The sequence below is a fragment of the Ruegeria sp. CH10 genome (genome assembly GCF_056537125.1).
Window position 1 is genome coordinate 20182 of the sequence record NZ_JBQFQY010000010.1, and the last position, 17712, is coordinate 37893.

At 60.4% G+C, this 17712-nt stretch carries 14 protein-coding genes and 1 tRNA gene; 6 read left to right on the forward strand and 9 right to left on the reverse strand.

All coding sequences use genetic code 11. The features are described 5' to 3' along the window. Positions 1-4: 4 nt before the first annotated feature. The 5 genes from fzlA to ACRZ94_RS20465 all read right to left on the reverse strand — a co-directional run bounded on the left by fzlA (position 5) and on the right by ACRZ94_RS20465 (position 8000). On the reverse strand, positions 5-670 hold the full coding sequence (fzlA, locus tag ACRZ94_RS20445; RefSeq protein WP_480656711.1) for an FtsZ-binding protein FzlA: 666 nt from the start codon (positions 668-670) through the stop codon (positions 5-7). A gap of 58 nt (positions 671-728) precedes the next feature. Further along, positions 729-1463, reverse strand: a complete 735-nt coding sequence (gene mtgA, locus ACRZ94_RS20450) for a monofunctional biosynthetic peptidoglycan transglycosylase (protein WP_480656713.1) — start codon at positions 1461-1463, stop codon at positions 729-731. A 117-nt stretch (positions 1464-1580) separates the two neighbouring features. After that, positions 1581-6113 (reverse strand): glutamate synthase large subunit, encoded by a 4533-nt coding sequence (gene gltB, locus ACRZ94_RS20455; RefSeq protein ID WP_480798195.1) that lies wholly within the window; start codon positions 6111-6113, stop codon positions 1581-1583. Then, positions 6110-6544 carry a GFA family protein gene (locus ACRZ94_RS20460; protein ID WP_480656716.1) on the reverse strand — a complete coding sequence of 145 codons (435 nt, stop codon included), beginning with the start codon at positions 6542-6544 and terminating at the stop codon, positions 6110-6112. Before ACRZ94_RS20460 ends, gltB begins: the two co-directional genes overlap by 4 nt. Before the next feature lie 22 nt (positions 6545-6566). Beyond that, positions 6567-8000 carry an NAD(P)-dependent oxidoreductase gene (locus tag ACRZ94_RS20465; protein WP_480656717.1) on the reverse strand — a complete coding sequence of 478 codons (1434 nt, stop codon included), beginning with the start codon at positions 7998-8000 and terminating at the stop codon, positions 6567-6569. A gap of 231 nt (positions 8001-8231) precedes the next feature. On the opposite strand from ACRZ94_RS20465, the gene ACRZ94_RS20470 reads away from it, so the two are divergent. Beyond that, positions 8232-9035, forward strand: coding sequence for an undecaprenyl-diphosphate phosphatase (locus ACRZ94_RS20470; protein ID WP_480656718.1), 804 nt, complete (start codon positions 8232-8234; stop codon positions 9033-9035). Here ACRZ94_RS20470 and ACRZ94_RS20475 read toward each other — a convergent pair whose 3' ends face one another. Beyond that, a complete protein-coding gene (locus ACRZ94_RS20475) occupies positions 9036-10019 on the reverse strand; it encodes a complex I NDUFA9 subunit family protein (RefSeq protein ID WP_480798196.1) in 984 nt (327 codons plus the stop codon). A gap of 199 nt (positions 10020-10218) precedes the next feature. Between ACRZ94_RS20475 and ACRZ94_RS20480 the strand changes: the two genes are divergently transcribed. Beyond that, positions 10219-10305, forward strand: a tRNA-Leu gene (locus tag ACRZ94_RS20480). A 334-nt stretch (positions 10306-10639) separates the two neighbouring features. On the opposite strand, the gene ACRZ94_RS20485 is transcribed toward ACRZ94_RS20480, so the two are convergent. Further along, positions 10640-11005, reverse strand: a complete 366-nt coding sequence (locus ACRZ94_RS20485; RefSeq protein WP_480798197.1) for a hypothetical protein — start codon at positions 11003-11005, stop codon at positions 10640-10642. Between ACRZ94_RS20485 and ACRZ94_RS20490 the strand changes: the two genes are divergently transcribed. The 4 genes from ACRZ94_RS20490 (at position 10985) to ACRZ94_RS20505 (ending at position 15059) form a co-directional block, all read left to right on the forward strand. Continuing rightward, positions 10985-11851 carry an amidohydrolase family protein gene (locus tag ACRZ94_RS20490; RefSeq protein WP_480798198.1) on the forward strand — a complete coding sequence of 289 codons (867 nt, stop codon included), beginning with the start codon at positions 10985-10987 and terminating at the stop codon, positions 11849-11851. The genes ACRZ94_RS20485 and ACRZ94_RS20490 overlap by 21 nt on opposite strands. A 124-nt stretch (positions 11852-11975) precedes the next feature. Then, complete coding sequence (locus tag ACRZ94_RS20495) at positions 11976-12647, forward strand: response regulator transcription factor (RefSeq protein WP_480656722.1); 672 nt, start codon at positions 11976-11978, stop codon at positions 12645-12647. Beyond that, a complete protein-coding gene (locus tag ACRZ94_RS20500) occupies positions 12640-14031 on the forward strand; it encodes a sensor histidine kinase N-terminal domain-containing protein (RefSeq protein WP_480656723.1) in 1392 nt (463 codons plus the stop codon). Before ACRZ94_RS20495 ends, ACRZ94_RS20500 begins: the two co-directional genes overlap by 8 nt. Further along, positions 14028-15059 carry an ABC transporter substrate-binding protein gene (locus tag ACRZ94_RS20505; protein ID WP_480656724.1) on the forward strand — a complete coding sequence of 344 codons (1032 nt, stop codon included), beginning with the start codon at positions 14028-14030 and terminating at the stop codon, positions 15057-15059. Before ACRZ94_RS20500 ends, ACRZ94_RS20505 begins: the two co-directional genes overlap by 4 nt. Here ACRZ94_RS20505 and ACRZ94_RS20510 read toward each other — a convergent pair. After that, positions 15056-16582, reverse strand: a complete 1527-nt coding sequence (locus tag ACRZ94_RS20510) for a heme biosynthesis HemY N-terminal domain-containing protein (protein ID WP_480798199.1) — start codon at positions 16580-16582, stop codon at positions 15056-15058. The genes ACRZ94_RS20505 and ACRZ94_RS20510 overlap by 4 nt on opposite strands. A gap of 10 nt (positions 16583-16592) precedes the next feature. Beyond that, positions 16593-17712, reverse strand: a 1120-nt coding sequence (locus ACRZ94_RS20515) for a COG4223 family protein (RefSeq protein ID WP_480798200.1), incomplete at its 5' end; no start/stop codon positions are given.

Sequence of the window (17712 nt, forward strand, 5' to 3'; positions counted from 1 at the left end):
CCTATCAGAAATCCAGATCGGCGTAATGGGGCGGTGGCCGGAACCCCGGCACCTGATCGGCCAGAATCGACCGAAAGGCAGGCCGTGACTTGATCTTGGCATACCAATCCTTCACCGCCGCCGACCGGTTCCAATCCACGTCCGAGATGTAATCCAGCGCCGACAGATGCGCCGCAGCGGCAAAATCGGCCAGCGTCATCTGATCACCCGCCAACCAGCGCCGATGATCCAGCAACCACGTCATGTAATCCAGATGATACTTGATCGCCTTTGCCCCGGCTTTGACGTTCTTGCTGTCCGGATGACCCTGTCCTGTCACCTTCTTGTTCACCCGCTCATACAACAGGTTCGACGTCACCTCGTGATGGAACTTGTCGTCAAACCACGACACCAGACGCCGCACCTCATATCGGGCCTCGGCAGTTTTCGGCATCAATGGCGGTTCTGGGCGCGTTTCTTCGATGTATTCGCAAATCGCCGCGCTCTCGGACATGGTTTTGCCGTCCAGCCGCAGGACAGGCACTTTGCCTGCAGGGTTACGGCGCAAAAAGTCCGGGTCCTTTTCCCAATATCGCTCTTCGACCAGCTCAACTTCGATCTTCTTTTCCGCCAGAGACAGACGGACCTTGCGGCAATACGGGGACAGGGGAACGTGAAACAGACGCGCCATGGGCTTCCAATCGAACCAGTGTATACCCCTCAGCTTTAGCCCCGAGGGATGTGGAATTTCAATCCTCGAAACAATCCGCGCGCCCATCTGCGCGGATGGTGGCCGCCCCGTCCAGGATCGCGGCCGCCCGTCTGCGGGTCCGAACCGAGGGATCGGTGACCGACCGATTGCGCGGAGATGGCAGGATCGCGGCGATCCGCGCTGCCTGAACCGGGCTGAGCTGCGCGGCGGACACGTTAAAGTTTGTCTGCGCCGCCGCCTCGACCCCAAAGACACCCTGCCCGGTTTCGGCCACGTTCAGATAGACCTCAAGAATGCGCTGCTTGCTCCAGACAATCTCAACCACCGGCGTGATCGAGGTTTCCAGCGCCTTGCGCACCCAACTGCGCCCCTGCCACAGGAACACGTTCTTCACGACCTGCTGCGAAATCGTCGAGGCACCACGCGATCCGCCGCCTTCAATCGCATCGCGGATCGCCTCGACGTCAAAGCCCCAATGCAGGCAGAAATTCGCGTCTTCTGCGGCCACAACAGCGCGGGCCATGACCGGAGAGACCTCTTCGATGGGCACCCATTCGCGTTCCACCTTGCCCAGACGCCGCCATTCCGACCAGATCGTATGCGTCACCGGCGGATTCACCACCGAGTACAACGCGACCAAGCCGACCAGAAGCACCACGCATCCCAGAACGCCACGCAGAATCCAGCGGCGAATCTGCGGCAGGATTGGTGTCTTGGCTTTTGATGCCTTTTTCTTTTTACCGCTTTTCTTGCGGACTGCTTTCTTTGCCATGTCCCAGCTATACGCCCTGTGGCATCAGTTTGGAACGGGTGTTGTTGCGGCCCGAACACAAGAAAACCCGCACATCACATGGACGCGCGGGTTTTCGTTTTCGTTACTATGGCTGGCCTATTCCGCCGGAACCGCCGCAACCTCATGTGTCAGAGGATGGCTGAGCTTGTTCAGCATTTCCTTCGGACACACCTGCAGGAAATGGGCTTTTTCAACATCCCAATGTTGCAGAATGTCGGCAGCCTTTCGGCTGTTGGTCTCGGCCTGATGGGTTTCGATCAGCGTTTTCAGCTGCTCTTCCCAATGGTCGACCGTAACCGGACAGGTCACCAGCGTTTCCATGTTCATCAGCGCCTCGGCCTTGCCCTCGGGGTCATACAGATAGGCCATGCCGCCGGTCATACCAGCGCCAAAGTTGGCCCCGATGTCGCCCAGAATCACCGCCACACCGCCGGTCATGTATTCACACCCGTTCGAGCCGCAGCCCTCGATCACCACTTTGGCGCCTGAATTCCGCACTGCAAACCGTTCACCCGCGCGGCCCGCTGCGAACAGGTGGCCGTCGGTGGCCCCGTACAGAACCGTGTTGCCGATAATCGTGTTGTCATCCGCCTTCAGCGGGCTGACCTGCGGTGGGCGCACAACGATCATACCGCCGGACAGGCCCTTACCCACATAGTCATTGGCGTCACCCGAGACCTCAAGCTTCAGACCCGGCGCCGCAAACGCGCCCAGTGACTGACCAGCCGAGCCTTGCAGTTTCACATGCAGATGATCGCTTTGGAACGTGTTCCGCATGCCAAAGTTCTGCACGATATGGCTGGACACGCGGGTACCCACGGTCCGGTGCGTGTTCTGCACCGCGTAAGACAGCTGCATCTTTTCACCGTCTTTCAGGAACCGGGCCGCATCGCGCACGATCTCAGCGTCCAGTGTATCGGGCACCGCGTTGCGGTCCTTGTCACGGTTGTAGACGATGTCATGCGCGCCATCGACGGTGATCAGCAGCGGGTTCAGGTCCAGATCATCCAGATGCGCCGAGCCCCGGCTAACCTGCGCCAGCAGATCGGCCCGCCCGATGATCTCATCCACCGAGCGCGCGCCGAGGCTGGCCAGCAGCTCGCGCACTTCCTGCGCGTAGAAGGTAATCAGGTTGACGACCTTGTCGGCATTGCCGGTGAACTTGGCCCGTAGGCTTTCATCCTGCGTGCACACGCCAACCGGACAAGTGTTCGACTGGCACTGACGCACCATGATACAACCCATCGCGATCAGGGCGGCGGTACCGATGCCGTATTCCTCGGCCCCCATCATCGCGGCCATGACGATGTCACGACCCGTGCGCAGGCCCCCATCGGTGCGCAGGGTCACGCGGTCGCGCAGGTTGTTCATCGCCAGAACCTGATGCGCCTCGGTCAGGCCCATTTCCCACGGCAGACCGGCGTATTTGATGGACGTCGCGGGCGACGCGCCCGTGCCGCCATTGTGACCCGAAATCAGGATAATATCCGCTTTGGCCTTGGCCACACCAGCGGCGATCGTGCCCACGCCCGAGGACGCCACCAGTTTCACCGTCACCTTACAGCGCGGGTTGATCTGCTTGAGGTCATAGATCAGCTGCGCCAGATCCTCGATCGAGTAGATGTCGTGATGCGGCGGCGGCGAGATCAGCGTCACGCCCTTGGTCGAATGCCGCAGACGCGCGATCAGATCAGTGACCTTCATGCCGGGCAGCTGACCGCCCTCACCGGGTTTCGCACCCTGGGCGACCTTGATCTCAAGCTCTTCGCACTGGTTCAGGTATTCGGCAGTCACACCGAACCGGCCCGAGGCGACCTGTTTGATCTTGGCAGACGGGTTGTCGCCATTCGGCTCCGGCACGAAATGCGCCGGATCTTCTCCACCCTCGCCACTGTCGGATTTGGCACCGATCCGATTCATCGCCACGTTCAGGGTCTTGTGCGCCTCGGGCGATAGTGCGCCCAGCGACATGCCCGGCGTGACAAAGCGTTTGCGGATCGAGGTGATCGATTCGACCTCTTCAATCGGCACCGGCTTGCCCAGCGGTTTGAAATCCATCAGGTCGCGCAGGTGGATCGGCGGGTTCGACTGCATCTTGGCGGAGTACTGCTTCCACAGCTCGTACGAGGCGCGGTTACAGGCCATTTGCATCATATGCATCGAGGTCGCTTCCCACGCGTGGGTCTCACCCGACTGGCGCGCTTTGTAGAAACCACCGATGGGCAGCACGTCCAGACCGCTTTCCCAGCCCTTGGCATGGATTTCCTCGGCCTTGGCCTGGATACCAGTGACACCGATGCCCGAAATCCGACTGGTCATACCAGGGAAGTATTCAGCCACCATCGCGCGGCTCAGGCCCACGGCCTCAAAGTTCAGACCGCCACGGTACGAGGAAATCACCGAGATACCCATTTTGGCCATGATTTTCAGCAGGCCCTGATCGATAGCCTCGCGATAGCGCGCGACGTTTTCGGTCAGCGTGCCATCCAGCAACCCGCGATCAATACGGTCGGCCAGCGAATCCTCGGCCAGATAAGCGTTCACCACGGTCGCGCCACAACCGATCAGCACGGCAAAATAGTGCGGATCAACACATTCGGCCGAGCGCACGTTCAGCGAACAGAAGGTTCGCAGCCCCTGACGCGTCAGATGCGAGTGCACGGCACTGGTCGCCAGGATCATCGGGATCGCCACACGCCCCATCCCTGAGTTCATGTCGGACAGCACCAGATGCCCGGCACCGGACCGAACAGCCTCTTCCGCTTCGGCTCTGATACGGGTCAAAGCGGCATTCAGCGCCCCCTGACCCGGTTCAAAGCTGCAGTCGATTTCCGCCAGCGGGGAACCCAGGTTTTCGACCAGCTTGTCCCACTGCGCGTTGCCGACAAAGGGGCTGCCAAGAACAATGATCTCAGTCTGGCTGCTGTCTTCGTCCAGCACGTTCTTCAGGTTGCCGAACCGGGTTTTCAGCGACATCACGCGGTATTCGCGCAAGCTGTCGATGGGTGGGTTCGTCACCTGGCTAAAGTTCTGGCGGAAGAAATGGCTGAGCGGGCGGTATTGCTTGGACAGCACCGCCGAGGGCGTATCATCACCCATCGAGGCCAGCGATTCCTTGCCATCCTCAGCCATGGGCGCAAGGATTTGCTCCAACTCTTCCACCGAATATCCGGCAGCGATCTGGCGTTTGCGCAGCTCTTCGCCAGTGAATTTGGGCGTCTCGGCGACACCGGCCAAAGCGTCATCCAGATCGTTGATCTTGTTGACCCATTCGCCAAACGGCAATGCGCGGGCCAGCTTGTCCTTGATCTGGGTGTCGCGATAGAGCTTGCCGCGCTTCATATCCACGGCCAGCATCTGACCCGGACCCAGCGCGCCCTTTTCGGTAACCGATGCCTCATCAATCGGCACCATGCCGGCCTCGGACCCAGCGATCACCAGACCATCACCCGTCACCACATAGCGCATCGGGCGCAGACCGTTGCGGTCGAGGCCGGCGCAGACCCAGCGGCCATCGGTCATGGCCAAAGCGGCGGGGCCGTCCCACGGCTCCATCACCGAATTGCAGTAGGAATACATGTCGCGCCACGCCTGCGGCAGCTCAACCGCCTGCTTGGACCAGCTTTCCGGCACCAGCATGGTTTTCGCCATGGGCGCCGAGCGCCCCGCGCGTACCAGCACCTCAAAAACCGAGTCTAATGCAGCAGAATCCGACGATCCACCGGCGATGATCGGCTTAATGTCTTCGGCATGATCCCCAAATGTGGCCGACGCCATGCGGATTTCATGGCTTTTCATCCAGTTGACGTTGCCCTTCAGCGTGTTGATCTCACCGTTATGGGCCAACATGCGGAAGGGCTGCGCCAGCCACCATTGCGGGAAGGTGTTGGTGGAATAACGCTGGTGGTAAATCGCAAAGGCGGACTCGAACCGCTCATCCATCAGATCGGGGTAGAAGACGGCCACCTGCTCGGCCAGCATCATGCCTTTGTAGATGATCGACCGGCAGGACAGCGACGCCAGATACAGGCCCGAAATCCCCGCAGCAGCAGCAGCCTTTTCGATACGGCGGCGAATGACGTAAAGCTCACGCTCAAACGTCTCTTCGTCCACGCCCTTGGAGTTCGAGATCAGAATCTGCTCAATCTCGGGCCGGGTGGCGTTGGCCTTGTCACCCAGACAGGTCACATCCACCGGCACATGACGCCAGCCATAGATGTAATAGCCCATGCGCAGAACTTCGGTTTCCACGATGGTCCGGCAGCTTTCCTGCGCGCCAAAGTCAGTGCGGGGCAGGAACACCTGACCAACGGCGATCAGCTCATCCATGTTGGGCTCGTGCCCGGTGCGGCGGATCTGATCATAGAAGAAGGGCACCGGAATCTGCACATGGATTCCCGCGCCGTCGCCGGTCTTGCCATCGGCATCCACAGCGCCGCGGTGCCAGATCGCCTTAAGCGCGTCGATCCCCGCATCCACCACCTTGCGCGACGGCTTGCCGTCCACCGACACAACCAGACCCACGCCACAGGAAGAATGCTCTTCTTCCTCGGAATAGAGACCATTTTCCGCCATCCACTGACGTTTCGTTTCCTCGGCTTTGACCCAATCGGCATCATATTTGGTCATTGGCTGTCTCCTTGTTCCGGCTGGGCAAACATGGCTTCGACCTGTGATGTGGTCATCTGCCGGCGTTCACCTGCGAACGCGTACCCGTCGGGCTTTTTGTCGATAAATAGTTCCAGTTGCAGATCGTGGCCTGTGTCCTGAAACAGGCCCGCTGCCATTTGAGTATGTCCGTGCATCTCACCGGGTGCGGTGACCCGGTACCACAAGGCCGACCCGCATTCGGTGCAAAAGGCGCGCTCGGCCCAGTCGGAGGACGTGAAGGTTTTGACCGGACCAAGTGCGGCGTAACCGGGTTCGGCCTGAAAACTCACCAGCATGGAACTGGTCCAACGGCGGCATTGATCGCAGTGGCACGCCCCCAGCGCGTTTTCCGCCGGGGTGGCGGTAACGGTGACCGCGCCGCACATACACTGGCCTTGCAATTCAGGCATGCTGACCCTCCTGAGCGCTGGGTTATTCCGCTGCGACCGCAGCTTTGGCGTTGAAGCGATCGAGGATCGCATCGGCACAATCGCGCCCGTCGCGGATCGCCCACACGACCAGAGAGGCGCCGCGCACGATGTCACCGATGGCATATACCCCGTCCATCTCGGTCTCGCCGGTCTGGAAGGCCGCCTTGACGGTGCCCCAGCGGGTCACGGGCAGGTCGGGCTGGCCGAACAGGGTGGGCAGATCTTCGGGTTCAAACCCAAGCGCCTTGATGACCAGATCGGCGTCTTCGACATAATCCGCGCCTTCGATCACCTCGGGGGCCTGACGGCCTGTGGCATCGGGCTGGCCCAAGCGCATCTTTTGCACCATCACGCCCGAGACATGATCGTCGCCGGTGAAGCCCTTGGGGGCGCTGAGCCATTCAAAGATCACGCCTTCTTCTTCCGCGTTCTGCGTTTCACGCTGCGAACCCGGCATATTGGCGCGGTCGCGACGGTACAGGCATTTGACCGAGGTCGCGCCCTGCCGGATCGAGGTGCGCACGCAATCCATTGCCGTATCCCCACCGCCGATCACGACGACCTTTTTACCGGAGGCATTCAGACGACCATTGTCGAAATCTTCCACACTATCGCCAAAGCTTTTGCGGTTTGAGGCGGTCAGGAAGTCGATCGCTTTTTCAATACCGGCCAGACCGCTGCCCGGCATGGACAAGTCGCGGGACTTGTAGACGCCGGTCGCGATGATCACAGCGTCATGCTTACCACGAATTTCTTCGAATTTCGTGGCGTCGACGTCGCAATTCAGCTCGAACGTAACACCGCCATCTGCCAGCAGATCATTGCGGCGCTGCACGATGTCCTTTTCCAGCTTGAAGCCCGGAATACCATACATCAGCAAACCGCCCGCGCGGTCGTAACGGTCATAGACGGTGACCTGAATCCCCGCACGGCGCAGCATATCCGCCGCTGCCAGCCCTCCGGGGCCGCCACCGATGATGCCAACGCTTTCGCTGCGCTCAGCCCCGGGAACAACCGGTTTCACCCAGCCTTTGTCCCAGGCGGTGTCGGTGATGTATTTCTCAATCGTGCCGATGGTAACCGTGCCATGGCCGGATTGTTCGATCACGCAATTGCCTTCGCACAAGCGGTCCTGCGGGCAGATGCGGCCACAGATTTCAGGAAACGTATTGGTGGCCTGGCTGGTTTGATAGGCCTCTTCCAGACGCCCTGTTGCGGTCAGGCGCAACCAATCCGGGATGTTATTGTGCAACGGGCAATGGGACTGACAGTACGGCACACCACACTGGCTGCAGCGGCTGGCCTGCTCTTCCGCTTTGGCCGATGCGAATTCAGCATAGATTTCGTCAAAGTCTTCTTTGCGGTCATCAGCGGCACGCTTTTCCGGCATGACGCGATCAATCTGCACAAATTTCAACATCGGCTGCTTTGCCACGGGTCTTACTCCATGAATTGGCTGAGTTTGACCTCTTTAAGAGATACAGTTTGATTTGAAAAGTCAAATGTACTGACCTATTTTGAAGAAAAACGCCGAGGTGTCACAAATTATTTGGGAGCCTCATGTATTTTTAGTTCCGAATCGGACCTATATGCGCGCTTTCCTTTTCTCCACTGCGCTTATACCCATAGCTCGCAAAGAATACGTGACGGCAGCACGGCAGGCAAAATGAGTCTTTTTCACTTGATTCTTGCGGCAGTTATTCAGGGTATCACTGAATTTTTGCCGATCTCATCGTCAGGTCACCTGATCCTGCTGCCCAGCCTCACAGGTCTGGACGATCAGGGACTGGCCATTGATGTGGCCGTTCATGTGGGCACGCTGGGGGCCGTGATCGTCTATTTCTGGTCCGACGTGAAACAGGCCGCCGCCGGGTTGCCGCGGGCACTGAAGGGGCGCGCCGATACCCCGCAATCCCGGCTGGCGATGTGCCTGATCATTTCAACGATTCCCACTGTGATCGGTGGGGTGATTCTGTTTGAAACCGGCCTCAGCCAATCCCTGCGGTCGATGTCCGTGATCGCGTGGAGCATGCTGATCTTCGGGCTGGTCCTGTATTGGGTGGATCAGAAAGCCCCTCAGACAAAACAGGCGCAGGAATGGGGTCCGCGCGACGCGCTCATCATGGGATTGTGGCAGGTGCTGGCGTTGATCCCCGGGACGTCACGGTCCGGCATCACCATCACCGGCGCACGGCATCTGGGTTATGGGCGGGAGGATGGGGCGCGGATTGCGATGCTGATGTCAATCCCGACGATCCTGGCGTCGGGCGTACTGATGTCCGCCGAGGTGATCCGCCACGCTGATGCGCAACTGGCAAAGGATGGCGCGATTGCCGCCGCCTTTGCCTTTGTTTCGGCCCTGTTGGCGCTGACCCTGATGATGCGCCTGCTGCGCAGTGTCAGTTTCACGCCCTATGTCATCTATCGGGTGATTCTGGGCGCAATCCTGCTGGCGATTGCCTATAGCTGATCAGGTCCGCAGATTGCTGGCCGATTTCTGAATCTCGTCATACTGGCCCGAGGGGCGGAATTTCCACAAATAGTCGGGCAACACTGATTCCAAAGCCGCCGGTTCAATGCCCAGATCGGCAAAACCACGGGCCCCCTTGGACACCACGTTGTCACGACGCAGATTCCTCAGTTGATCGCGCGTCAGGATGGAGTTGGGAAACAGCTGAAAGCTGACGAATTTCACGATATCCAGAACACCCGCCATGATCCGGGCCGCAAAGAAGGGCAGTCCGATGATCACCCGACGACGGTGAATCACCCCAAGCATCTGCTGCATCAACGCGCGGAAGCTTTTGACCTCGGGGCCGCCCAATTCATAGGTTCCGGCCCGGGCCTCGCCCAGAAGGCCCTGTACAGCCGCCTTGGCGACGTCATCCACATAGACCGGCTGAAACCGGGTATCGGCCCCGACCAACGGCAGGAACGGGCCCATACGGGTCATGCCGGCAAAGCGGTTAAAGAACTGGTCTTCGGTCCCGAAAATGACCGAGGGGCGCAAGATCACAGCATCGGGCATATGCGCCAGAACCCCGGCTTCACCCTGGGCCTTGCTGCGGGAATAGGCGCTGTCCGAATCCAGATCCGCCCCGATGGCCGAGATATGCACCATTTTGCCAACGCCCTGCTCGGCCGCGATCCGCGCGATCCGCTGGGCACCCTCGGCCTGAACGGCGCCAAATTCGTTCTTGCCGATCTCGTTCAGAACCCCGACGCAGTTCACAACCGCATCGGCCCCCTGCATCACTGCGGCAACCGACGCGTCATCGCGAATGTTGCACAGAATGGGCTCGACTTGTCCTACCACACCATAGGTTTTGACGAACATCGCCTCGTTCGGGCGTCGCACGGCAACCCGCACCCGCCATCCCTTGTTGGCCATACGGCGCGCGATATAGCGACCGACAAATCCCGATCCGCCGTAAATGGTGACGAGTTTCGACATTCTATGGCTCCTGCTGGGTGGCTTTGCATCACAATTAGCGTCGAGACCCCTGTCAAACAAGACGCTAAATCGCCGCGCGTGTCAGCGAGATCACAGGCCGATCCGGTGCAATTTCGGTGCCGGTCAAAAAAGTTTTAAAACTCACAGAATCCGGTTGACGCCCCCGGCCAGTCAGCTTAAACGCCCCTCCACGACACCTGCCCAGGTGGCGGAATTGGTAGACGCGCTAGCTTCAGGTGCTAGTGTCCGTATGGACGTGGAGGTTCGAGTCCTCTCCTGGGCACCATATCCCCGACATTGAAAACAGAGCAGTTCCCTTGTCCAACGGGGTACGGGCTTGTGCTGTACGTTCAAAGGATTCGGGCTTTCGTTGCCCCATGTCTGTCTGGGTTTTCCGCTTGAAGAAAATGACGCGACGTCGCGAAAAATGGTTTACGGATGAGCCTCTTTACGTAAAGGTAAGTTTTACCTTCACTTTTTGATTTTCCCTTCAAAATATGACGCAAGACTCCGGTTTCTTCCCCCTTGTTCGAAAAAATCCGGCGCGTAAATGGCCCCTGTCGCTGCGGATCACCGCTCACGGATCATCGATCCTAGAGCCTCGTACCAACGGGTTCGGATCAGGTCCGCAGCGGCAAGTTTTTTGAGATCGAATTTTTTAGAGGGCCAGGACGATGCATATCAAATCGCTTTTCAGTCGCTTTGCCGCATTCAAAAAGGCGCAGGTCGACACCCGCAAGGGCATGCAGAAACAGCCCGAGGTTTTCCCGCAGAAACACGTGCCTATCCAACGATCGGAACTGACGGCGCTGTTTCACTCGGTTCTTGAAGAAAAGCGCGACGATCTGCCAGCTAACCGGAAATAAGGGGCAGGTCCGACGAAAAAATGGTGCTTCATCGGCGATCCGCATTCCCGTAAATAGCTGCAAGACCCATTTGTGGTCTGAATAGCCGGGATCGAAACCATGAAAATAGACGCGCATCATCACCTTTGGGACCTGAACGCCGTGCATTACCCGTGGCTGATGGAAAAGGGCGCGGTCCGCTTTTTTGGTGACCCCTCCCCGATTCAGCGCAACTATCTGCTGCCTGAATTTCGCAAGCAGGCAGCGGGGCTCATGGCATCGGTCCATATTCAGGTCGGTGCCGCCGACCCTTGGGCCGAAGCACAGTGGGTTCAGAGCGTTGCTGACAAAAACCCCGATTGGCCGCTGGTGCAGGTGGCGTTTTGCGACCTGACAGCCGAGGACCTGCCAGATCAGCTGGATCGGTTGCAAACCCTGTCCTCGCTGCGCGGCGTGCGCCAAATCATTGGCCGCGCGCCAGGTGAAGATCAGCTGTCAGGTACAAATGACCTGCTGGACGATCCTCGTTTTCTGGAAGGGTTGAAACAGCTGGGCGACCGGGGTCTGTCCTTCGACCTGCAATTGCTGCCTGAATTGATGGAACGCACCACCAAAGTGCTGGATCAGGCCCCCGGGACAAAAGTCGCCCTGTGCCATGCCGGGTCGCCGCATGACCGATCCGTGCAGGGGATCGAGGGTTGGGCAAAGGCGCTGCAATCGCTGTCCGGATTGCCTCAGGTCACGTGCAAATTATCGGGGCTTGGGATGTTCGATCATGGTTGGAGCGCGGACAGCGTCAGACCCATTGTTGAGACCTGCCTGAGCCAATTCGGGCCGGATCGCTGCATGTTTGGCTCGAACTTTCCGGTGGACAGCCTGTCATCCACGTATGCCGATCTTCTGGAACGTCACACCGCGCTCGTGCCCAAGGATCACAATGCACAGGTTTTCGGAGGCACCGCACAAGCGTTCTATCGGATAGGGTAACGCGCCGCCCGTTCAGGGCCGAAACCGTTGCCTACAGGGACGCGTCCTTGCGGGTTGGAACTGTTTACCGAATAATGCTGTCACGAACCTGTCACGGGTTCGGCGTCTGATTACGGGAGGGGTCATGCGCGTTTTGATGGTTGAAGATGCCGAAGATCTGGCCGAGGGCGTGGTCGCCCATCTGGCTCGGTCCGGCGTCGTGTGCGATCTGGCGACCACCGTGGATTCGGCCCGTGATTTCCGCGCGGTCCAAAGCTATGACGCGATGCTGCTGGACATCAATCTGCCCGACGGATCCGGCCTGAATTTCCTTGGCAAGATGCGTGCGGCGGGGGATCGCACGCCGGTTCTGATGCTGACCGCGCTGACCTCGGTCGAGGATCGTGTGGCCGCATTGGACAAAGGCGCCGACGACTATCTGGGCAAGCCCTTCGATCAGCGCGAGTTAGAGGCACGGCTGCGCGCCCTCGTCCGTCGTGACGCTGACCGCAAGAGCGAGCAAATCACGCTGGGCCCTCTGATCTACGCCCCCAAGGATCGCAGCGCCACGCTGGACGGCAAACGCCTGACCCTGACCGCGCGTGAGGCCGCCGTGCTGGACGCCCTGATCCGGCACGAGGGTCAATTCCTGTCCAAGGCGCGGCTGTACGACTCGCTTTACGGTTTCGAAGACGCAGATGTGGGCGAGAACGCGATTGAGCTTTACATCGCCCGGCTGCGCAAGAAATTCGCGGGCAGTGCGGTCAGCATCACCACGCAACGCGGGGTCGGGTATCGGATCGGTCTGGATGGCTAAGCTGCACCTGCCCCACAGCCTGACCGCGCGGGTGCTGAGCGCGGTGATGTTGATCCTGATACTGGGTGGCTGTCTGGTGGCCCTGTCCATCTGGGCCAATGGACGGCTGGCGGCGCGGCAAGCCTATGACCGGCTGCTGCTGGGCGCGGCCACGGACATCGCGGAATCCGTGCGCATTCAGGACGGAGAGCCCTTTGTCGACCTGCCCGTTTCGGCCTTTCAACTGCTGGCGCAAGCCCCCGATGACCGGATTTTCTATGCGGTGCAGGTACCCGGTGGGCCATTTATCACCGGGCTCGACCGCGACACGGTGATCGAAGTGCCAGATGAGGCGGGCACGCCGCTGTATTTCTCAGCTGATCTGAACACCGAACCTGCGCGTTTTGTCCGCGTCACCCGGCTGTTTGCCGAACGGGATTTCTCAGGCCAGGTCGAGGTGCTGGTGGGCCAGACCCTGCGTGCGCGGCAGTCCATGACCGCCGGTTTGATGCGGGATGCGCTGTTGCCCATGGGCGTTGCCGGGGCTTTGCTGCTGATCATGTCGTGGTTTGTCACGAGGTCCGCCCTGCGCCCGCTTGAGGCCCTGTCCGAGGATCTTACCCGGCGCGACCCGCACGACCTGACGCCGATGGCCAGCGATGGCCTGCCGCGCGAACTACAAGTGATGCTGAGCGCAATGAACCGGTTCATGGGCCGTCTGGACCGGCAAGTGGACACGATGCGCAACCTGATCGCTGACACGGCACATCAGTTGCGCACGCCTGTGGCTGCGATCCGCGTTCAGGCCGAAATTGCACAGGACGACCCCGATCCGCCGGCCCGTAAGCGGGCGCTGGACCGGCTGTTGGGGCGGACCCGGTCGCTGGGCACGCTGCTGGATCAGCTTCTGTCTCGCGCCATGGTCATCCACCGTATCGACAGCGCCCCCCGCCGCCCCGTCGACCTGCGCGAGGTGGCACTGGACGTTCTGGAACACAGCGACCACGAGGTTATCGCGCCCGGGGTCGAGGTGCGTCTGGACATCGGAGAAGCGCCAATTCTGGTCAATGCCGACGCCTTTTCGCTGGGCGAAGCCGCCAAGAACCTGTTGGGCAACGCGCTGCGGCACGGCAAACCCCCGGTCAGCATTGGTGCCGTGGTCGAGGATAACCGCGCCGTCCTGTGGGTGCGCGATCAGGGCTGTGGCCCGGCAACCCCCATTGCGGATCAGTTGGGCGACCGGTTCAACCGCACCTCTGGTTCGGGTGAAGACAGCACCGGGCTGGGCCTGTCCATCGTGAAATCCACCGCCGAAGCCTTTGACGGCAAGGTTGAAATGCACCGCGATGAGAGCGGATTTCGCGCAGCACTCAGCTTTCCCAAAACCAAACGAGGTACGCGATGATCCGAGGGCTGCTGATAGCAATTTGCCTCACCACCACCCCCCTGCACGCGCAGGAGGCGACAGCGCGTTTCGGCAGTGGGGATGAGCCGATGCTGATCCGCTCGACCACCGATATCGCCATCATCGCGCCGGTTGTGGAACGGTTCGCCGCGCTCAACCCCGATCTTTCGATCACCTATGAACAATGGGGATCGAACGCGTTGTTTCAGCACAGCCGCATGGTGTGCAGGGACGGAGAAGACCCCGCCGATGTGGTGTTTTCTTCGGCCATTCAACAGATGGTCTGGCTGGTCAACTCCGCCTGCGGGCATCGATACAGCTCGCCTCTGACCGAGGCACTGCCGGATGCCAGACGCTGGCGGGATGAGCTGTGGGGCATCACCACCGAACCCGCCGTCATCGCCTATAACAAAACCCTTCTGAACGATCAGGACGTACCACGCGACCGGTTTTCCCTGCTGGACGCGATGCGTACCCAACCCGATCTGTTGCGGGGCCGGGTGGCGACATATGACATCGCGGCTTCTGGGTTGGGCTATCTTTTTGCCTATGGCGACAGTCTTGAGGCCACGACCTTTGGGTCCCTGATCGAAGGCTTTGCCCGCATCGATGCGGTGGCCACCTGCTGTTCGTCCGAGATTATCCGCGACGTGGCCAACGGACGGTTCCTGATTGCCTATAACGTGCTGGGGTCCTACGTGGCCAATGCCGACGCGCCGGGCGTGGGTGTGATCCTGCCCGAGGATTACACCCTTGTCCTGTCCCGCGCCTTCATGATCCCGGCACAGGCCCGTAACAAAGACGCCGCGACCGAATTTCTGGATTTTCTGCTGTCCCCCCAGGCGCAGTCTCTGCTCGCCGCATCTGGCCTTGTCGCGCCGATGGACACAGAAGATACCAACCTGACGCCCAGCGCCCGGCGCTTTATCGCGCTATCCCCGGCGCTACTGGTCGCACGGGACCAGAACCGCCGGGCCGAGTTGTTCAAACTGTGGAATGATGCCTTTGACGTCGAGACAGCGCGTTAAGCCTGCTTTTCGACCACAGGCTCACCATCGGCATTGACCGCCGGTTCCGCGTCAGGTCGGACGGGCTGAACCTCCATCTCAATGACCTCGGCCTCAGCCGTGTCGTCAACCTCTTCGATTTCTGCTTCAGGCTCGGCCTTGTCCTCAAGCGCACCGACGATCAGCGGCAGCATGTGAACGCCTGTTGCCGTGGCAATCTCGGGCGTTTGCGGGGTCTGCCAGCTGAGCGTGTCAAAGCTGTGACAATTCTGGCAAACCGGGGCCCATTCAGGCTGAATGTCATGGCAATTGTCGCAGACCCATTGCGGCCCGCGCGGCGCATTCAGCGCCTTGGCCAGCCAGCCCTGCACCACCGCGTCCGAGGCACCCTCGCCCCGCTCAATCGCGGCCATCAGCGTATAGGCACGGGCATCGGCCTGTTTTTCAACCACATCGCCCAGCGCCCGGCGGGCTTCGGGGAAATCCTCGGCCACGATGTTCAGCTCGGCCAGAATAAGACGGGTTTCAGGGTTTTCGGGATGGATGCGGGTCAGGGCCGCAAAGCGCTTGATCCGCGCGGCGGGTGTTTCATCCGGTGCGATTTCGGCAAAGGCATGGGCCAGATCGGGGTGCGGCTGCACCTCCCACGCCTTTTTCAGGATCTTGGTCGCAGCGCGCGGTTTGCCCTTTTCGATATAGGCCCGCGCGGCCATGGCGGCGGCGGGCACCAGATCGGGCGACAGGCGGTTGGCCTCGATCGCGTGTTCGCGTTGTTCGACCGTGGCGTCTTCGTCCAGAATCCCCTTGGCCTCGGACAGGGCTAGAACCGCATCGCGGCGCTTGAACACGTCGCGCGGCAGGTGGCCCGCCTTCAGCTTGGCGGTCAGGGTCGACCGCGCGCCTGCCCAATCCTGAGATTTGGTTTGCAAGCCCAGCAGGATATCCTGCGTCTCGGCGTGGCGCGGTTTGATCGCCAGCGCCTTTTCGGCCAGTTTGCGTGCGGTGTCGTCGTCGCCCTCGGCCAGCTTCTGCTTCATGATTCCGCGCACACCGACAAAACGGGTGGCGTTATTGGTGACCAGCTTTTTGTAGGTCTCAGACGCCTTCTTGGTGTCGCCATTCATCTCGGCCGCCTGTGCCACCAGAAGGTTGGTCAGCTCGGGCTTGTTCAACAGCTTTTCGGCCTTGGCGGCCTTGGACATGGCGATCCGCCCCTCGCCCGAGGCCAGCGCCATGATCCCATCCGTCAACGCCTGATACCCACGCTGTTCGCGGCTGCGGTCAAAATAACGCGACAGCGCGGTCTCATCCCCGTTGAGGAATTTCAGCGTCGCGATCAGCAGGGTCAGCAGTTTGAAGAATACCCAGATCAGCACAACCAGCACGCCCAGCGCGATCACCGATTGCAACGGCCCAAGCGTGAATTCTTGACCCCACGCGGTAATCTGCACGCCGCCGCTGGTTTCCATCAGGAACATGGCGCCCAGGGCCAGCAGGCCGATAATCGCTACAAAAACAAGGATCTTTAACAATGACCACAGCATGGCAGGTCCTTCAGTTCGAGTTTACGCTGGATTGCAGCGCATTTGCGGCGTCCACCGCGGCCAAACGCGTCTGGGCCGCCTGTTCCCATTCCGCCATCGCGCCCTGCGCCGATTCCGGCAGGGATTTGAGCTCGCTCAACGCGGCAGCGATATCTCCGTTGCCCACAGCAGCCTCGGCGCGGGACAGAACCGCATCGGGGCCGTCACCTTCTTGCGGAGTGACCGAGCGCGCGCCGGTCTGCTGTTTCAGGAAAGAAACCAGCCCGGTTGTCTTGTCCGCGTCACGTGCATCTGCCAGCGCCGCGCGGGCTGCGGGTGCAAAAGACGCGCGCAATTCGGCCAGAGTCTGGACACCATCTTTTGACGGGGCCGACAGCGCCTCGGTCACGGTCACACCGCCGGCAGTCAGTTCGGCCACCAGACCTTCATAGGGCTGGCCCGCGTCCAGTTGGCTGTGCACCTGAGACAGAAGTGCTGCATTTGCGGCCGCCTGTGCCTTGGTCGACGCCTGAGCCTCAAGCGCTTGCGCGTCCGAGACCATCTTTTCCACCTCGGCCCGCTGCGCGGCCAGAGATTCCTGCAATTTCTTTAGCTCGGCTTCAAACGCAGCCGAGGTCTCGGCCGACGCCCCCTGCGTCAGCGCATTGCTTTCCAGATCGCTTAGCCGGCTGGCCAGAGGGTCAATTTTACCCGCCAAACCGCCGAGGCTGGATTTCAGCGTGTCGAGCTCAGCACTCAGCGGAGCAACCTGATCGGTCAGTGCGGCGATCTTACTGTCTACATCCGACGTGTCGGGCTGGGCGTTCTTTAACGCTTCAATCTGGCTGGTTTGATCGTTGATCTTCGCCTCAAGCGCCGCAAGCTCATCCGAGTTGTCCGATCCGAACAGACCAGCACTGCCTGCGACAAACCCGATCCCGGCGGCGATAACACCACCCAGTAGAGCGGGCATAAATCCGCCCTTCTTCTCCTGCGCGGGTTCATCCCGTTGTTCAGCAACAGGTTCTGCAACCTCTTCCAGAACCGGCTCCGCTGCCATTTCGGCTTCGGCTTCGGCTTCGGCTTCGGCTTCGGCTTCGGCTTCGGCTTCGGCTTCGGCTTCGGCTTCGGCTTCGGCTTCGGCTTCGGCT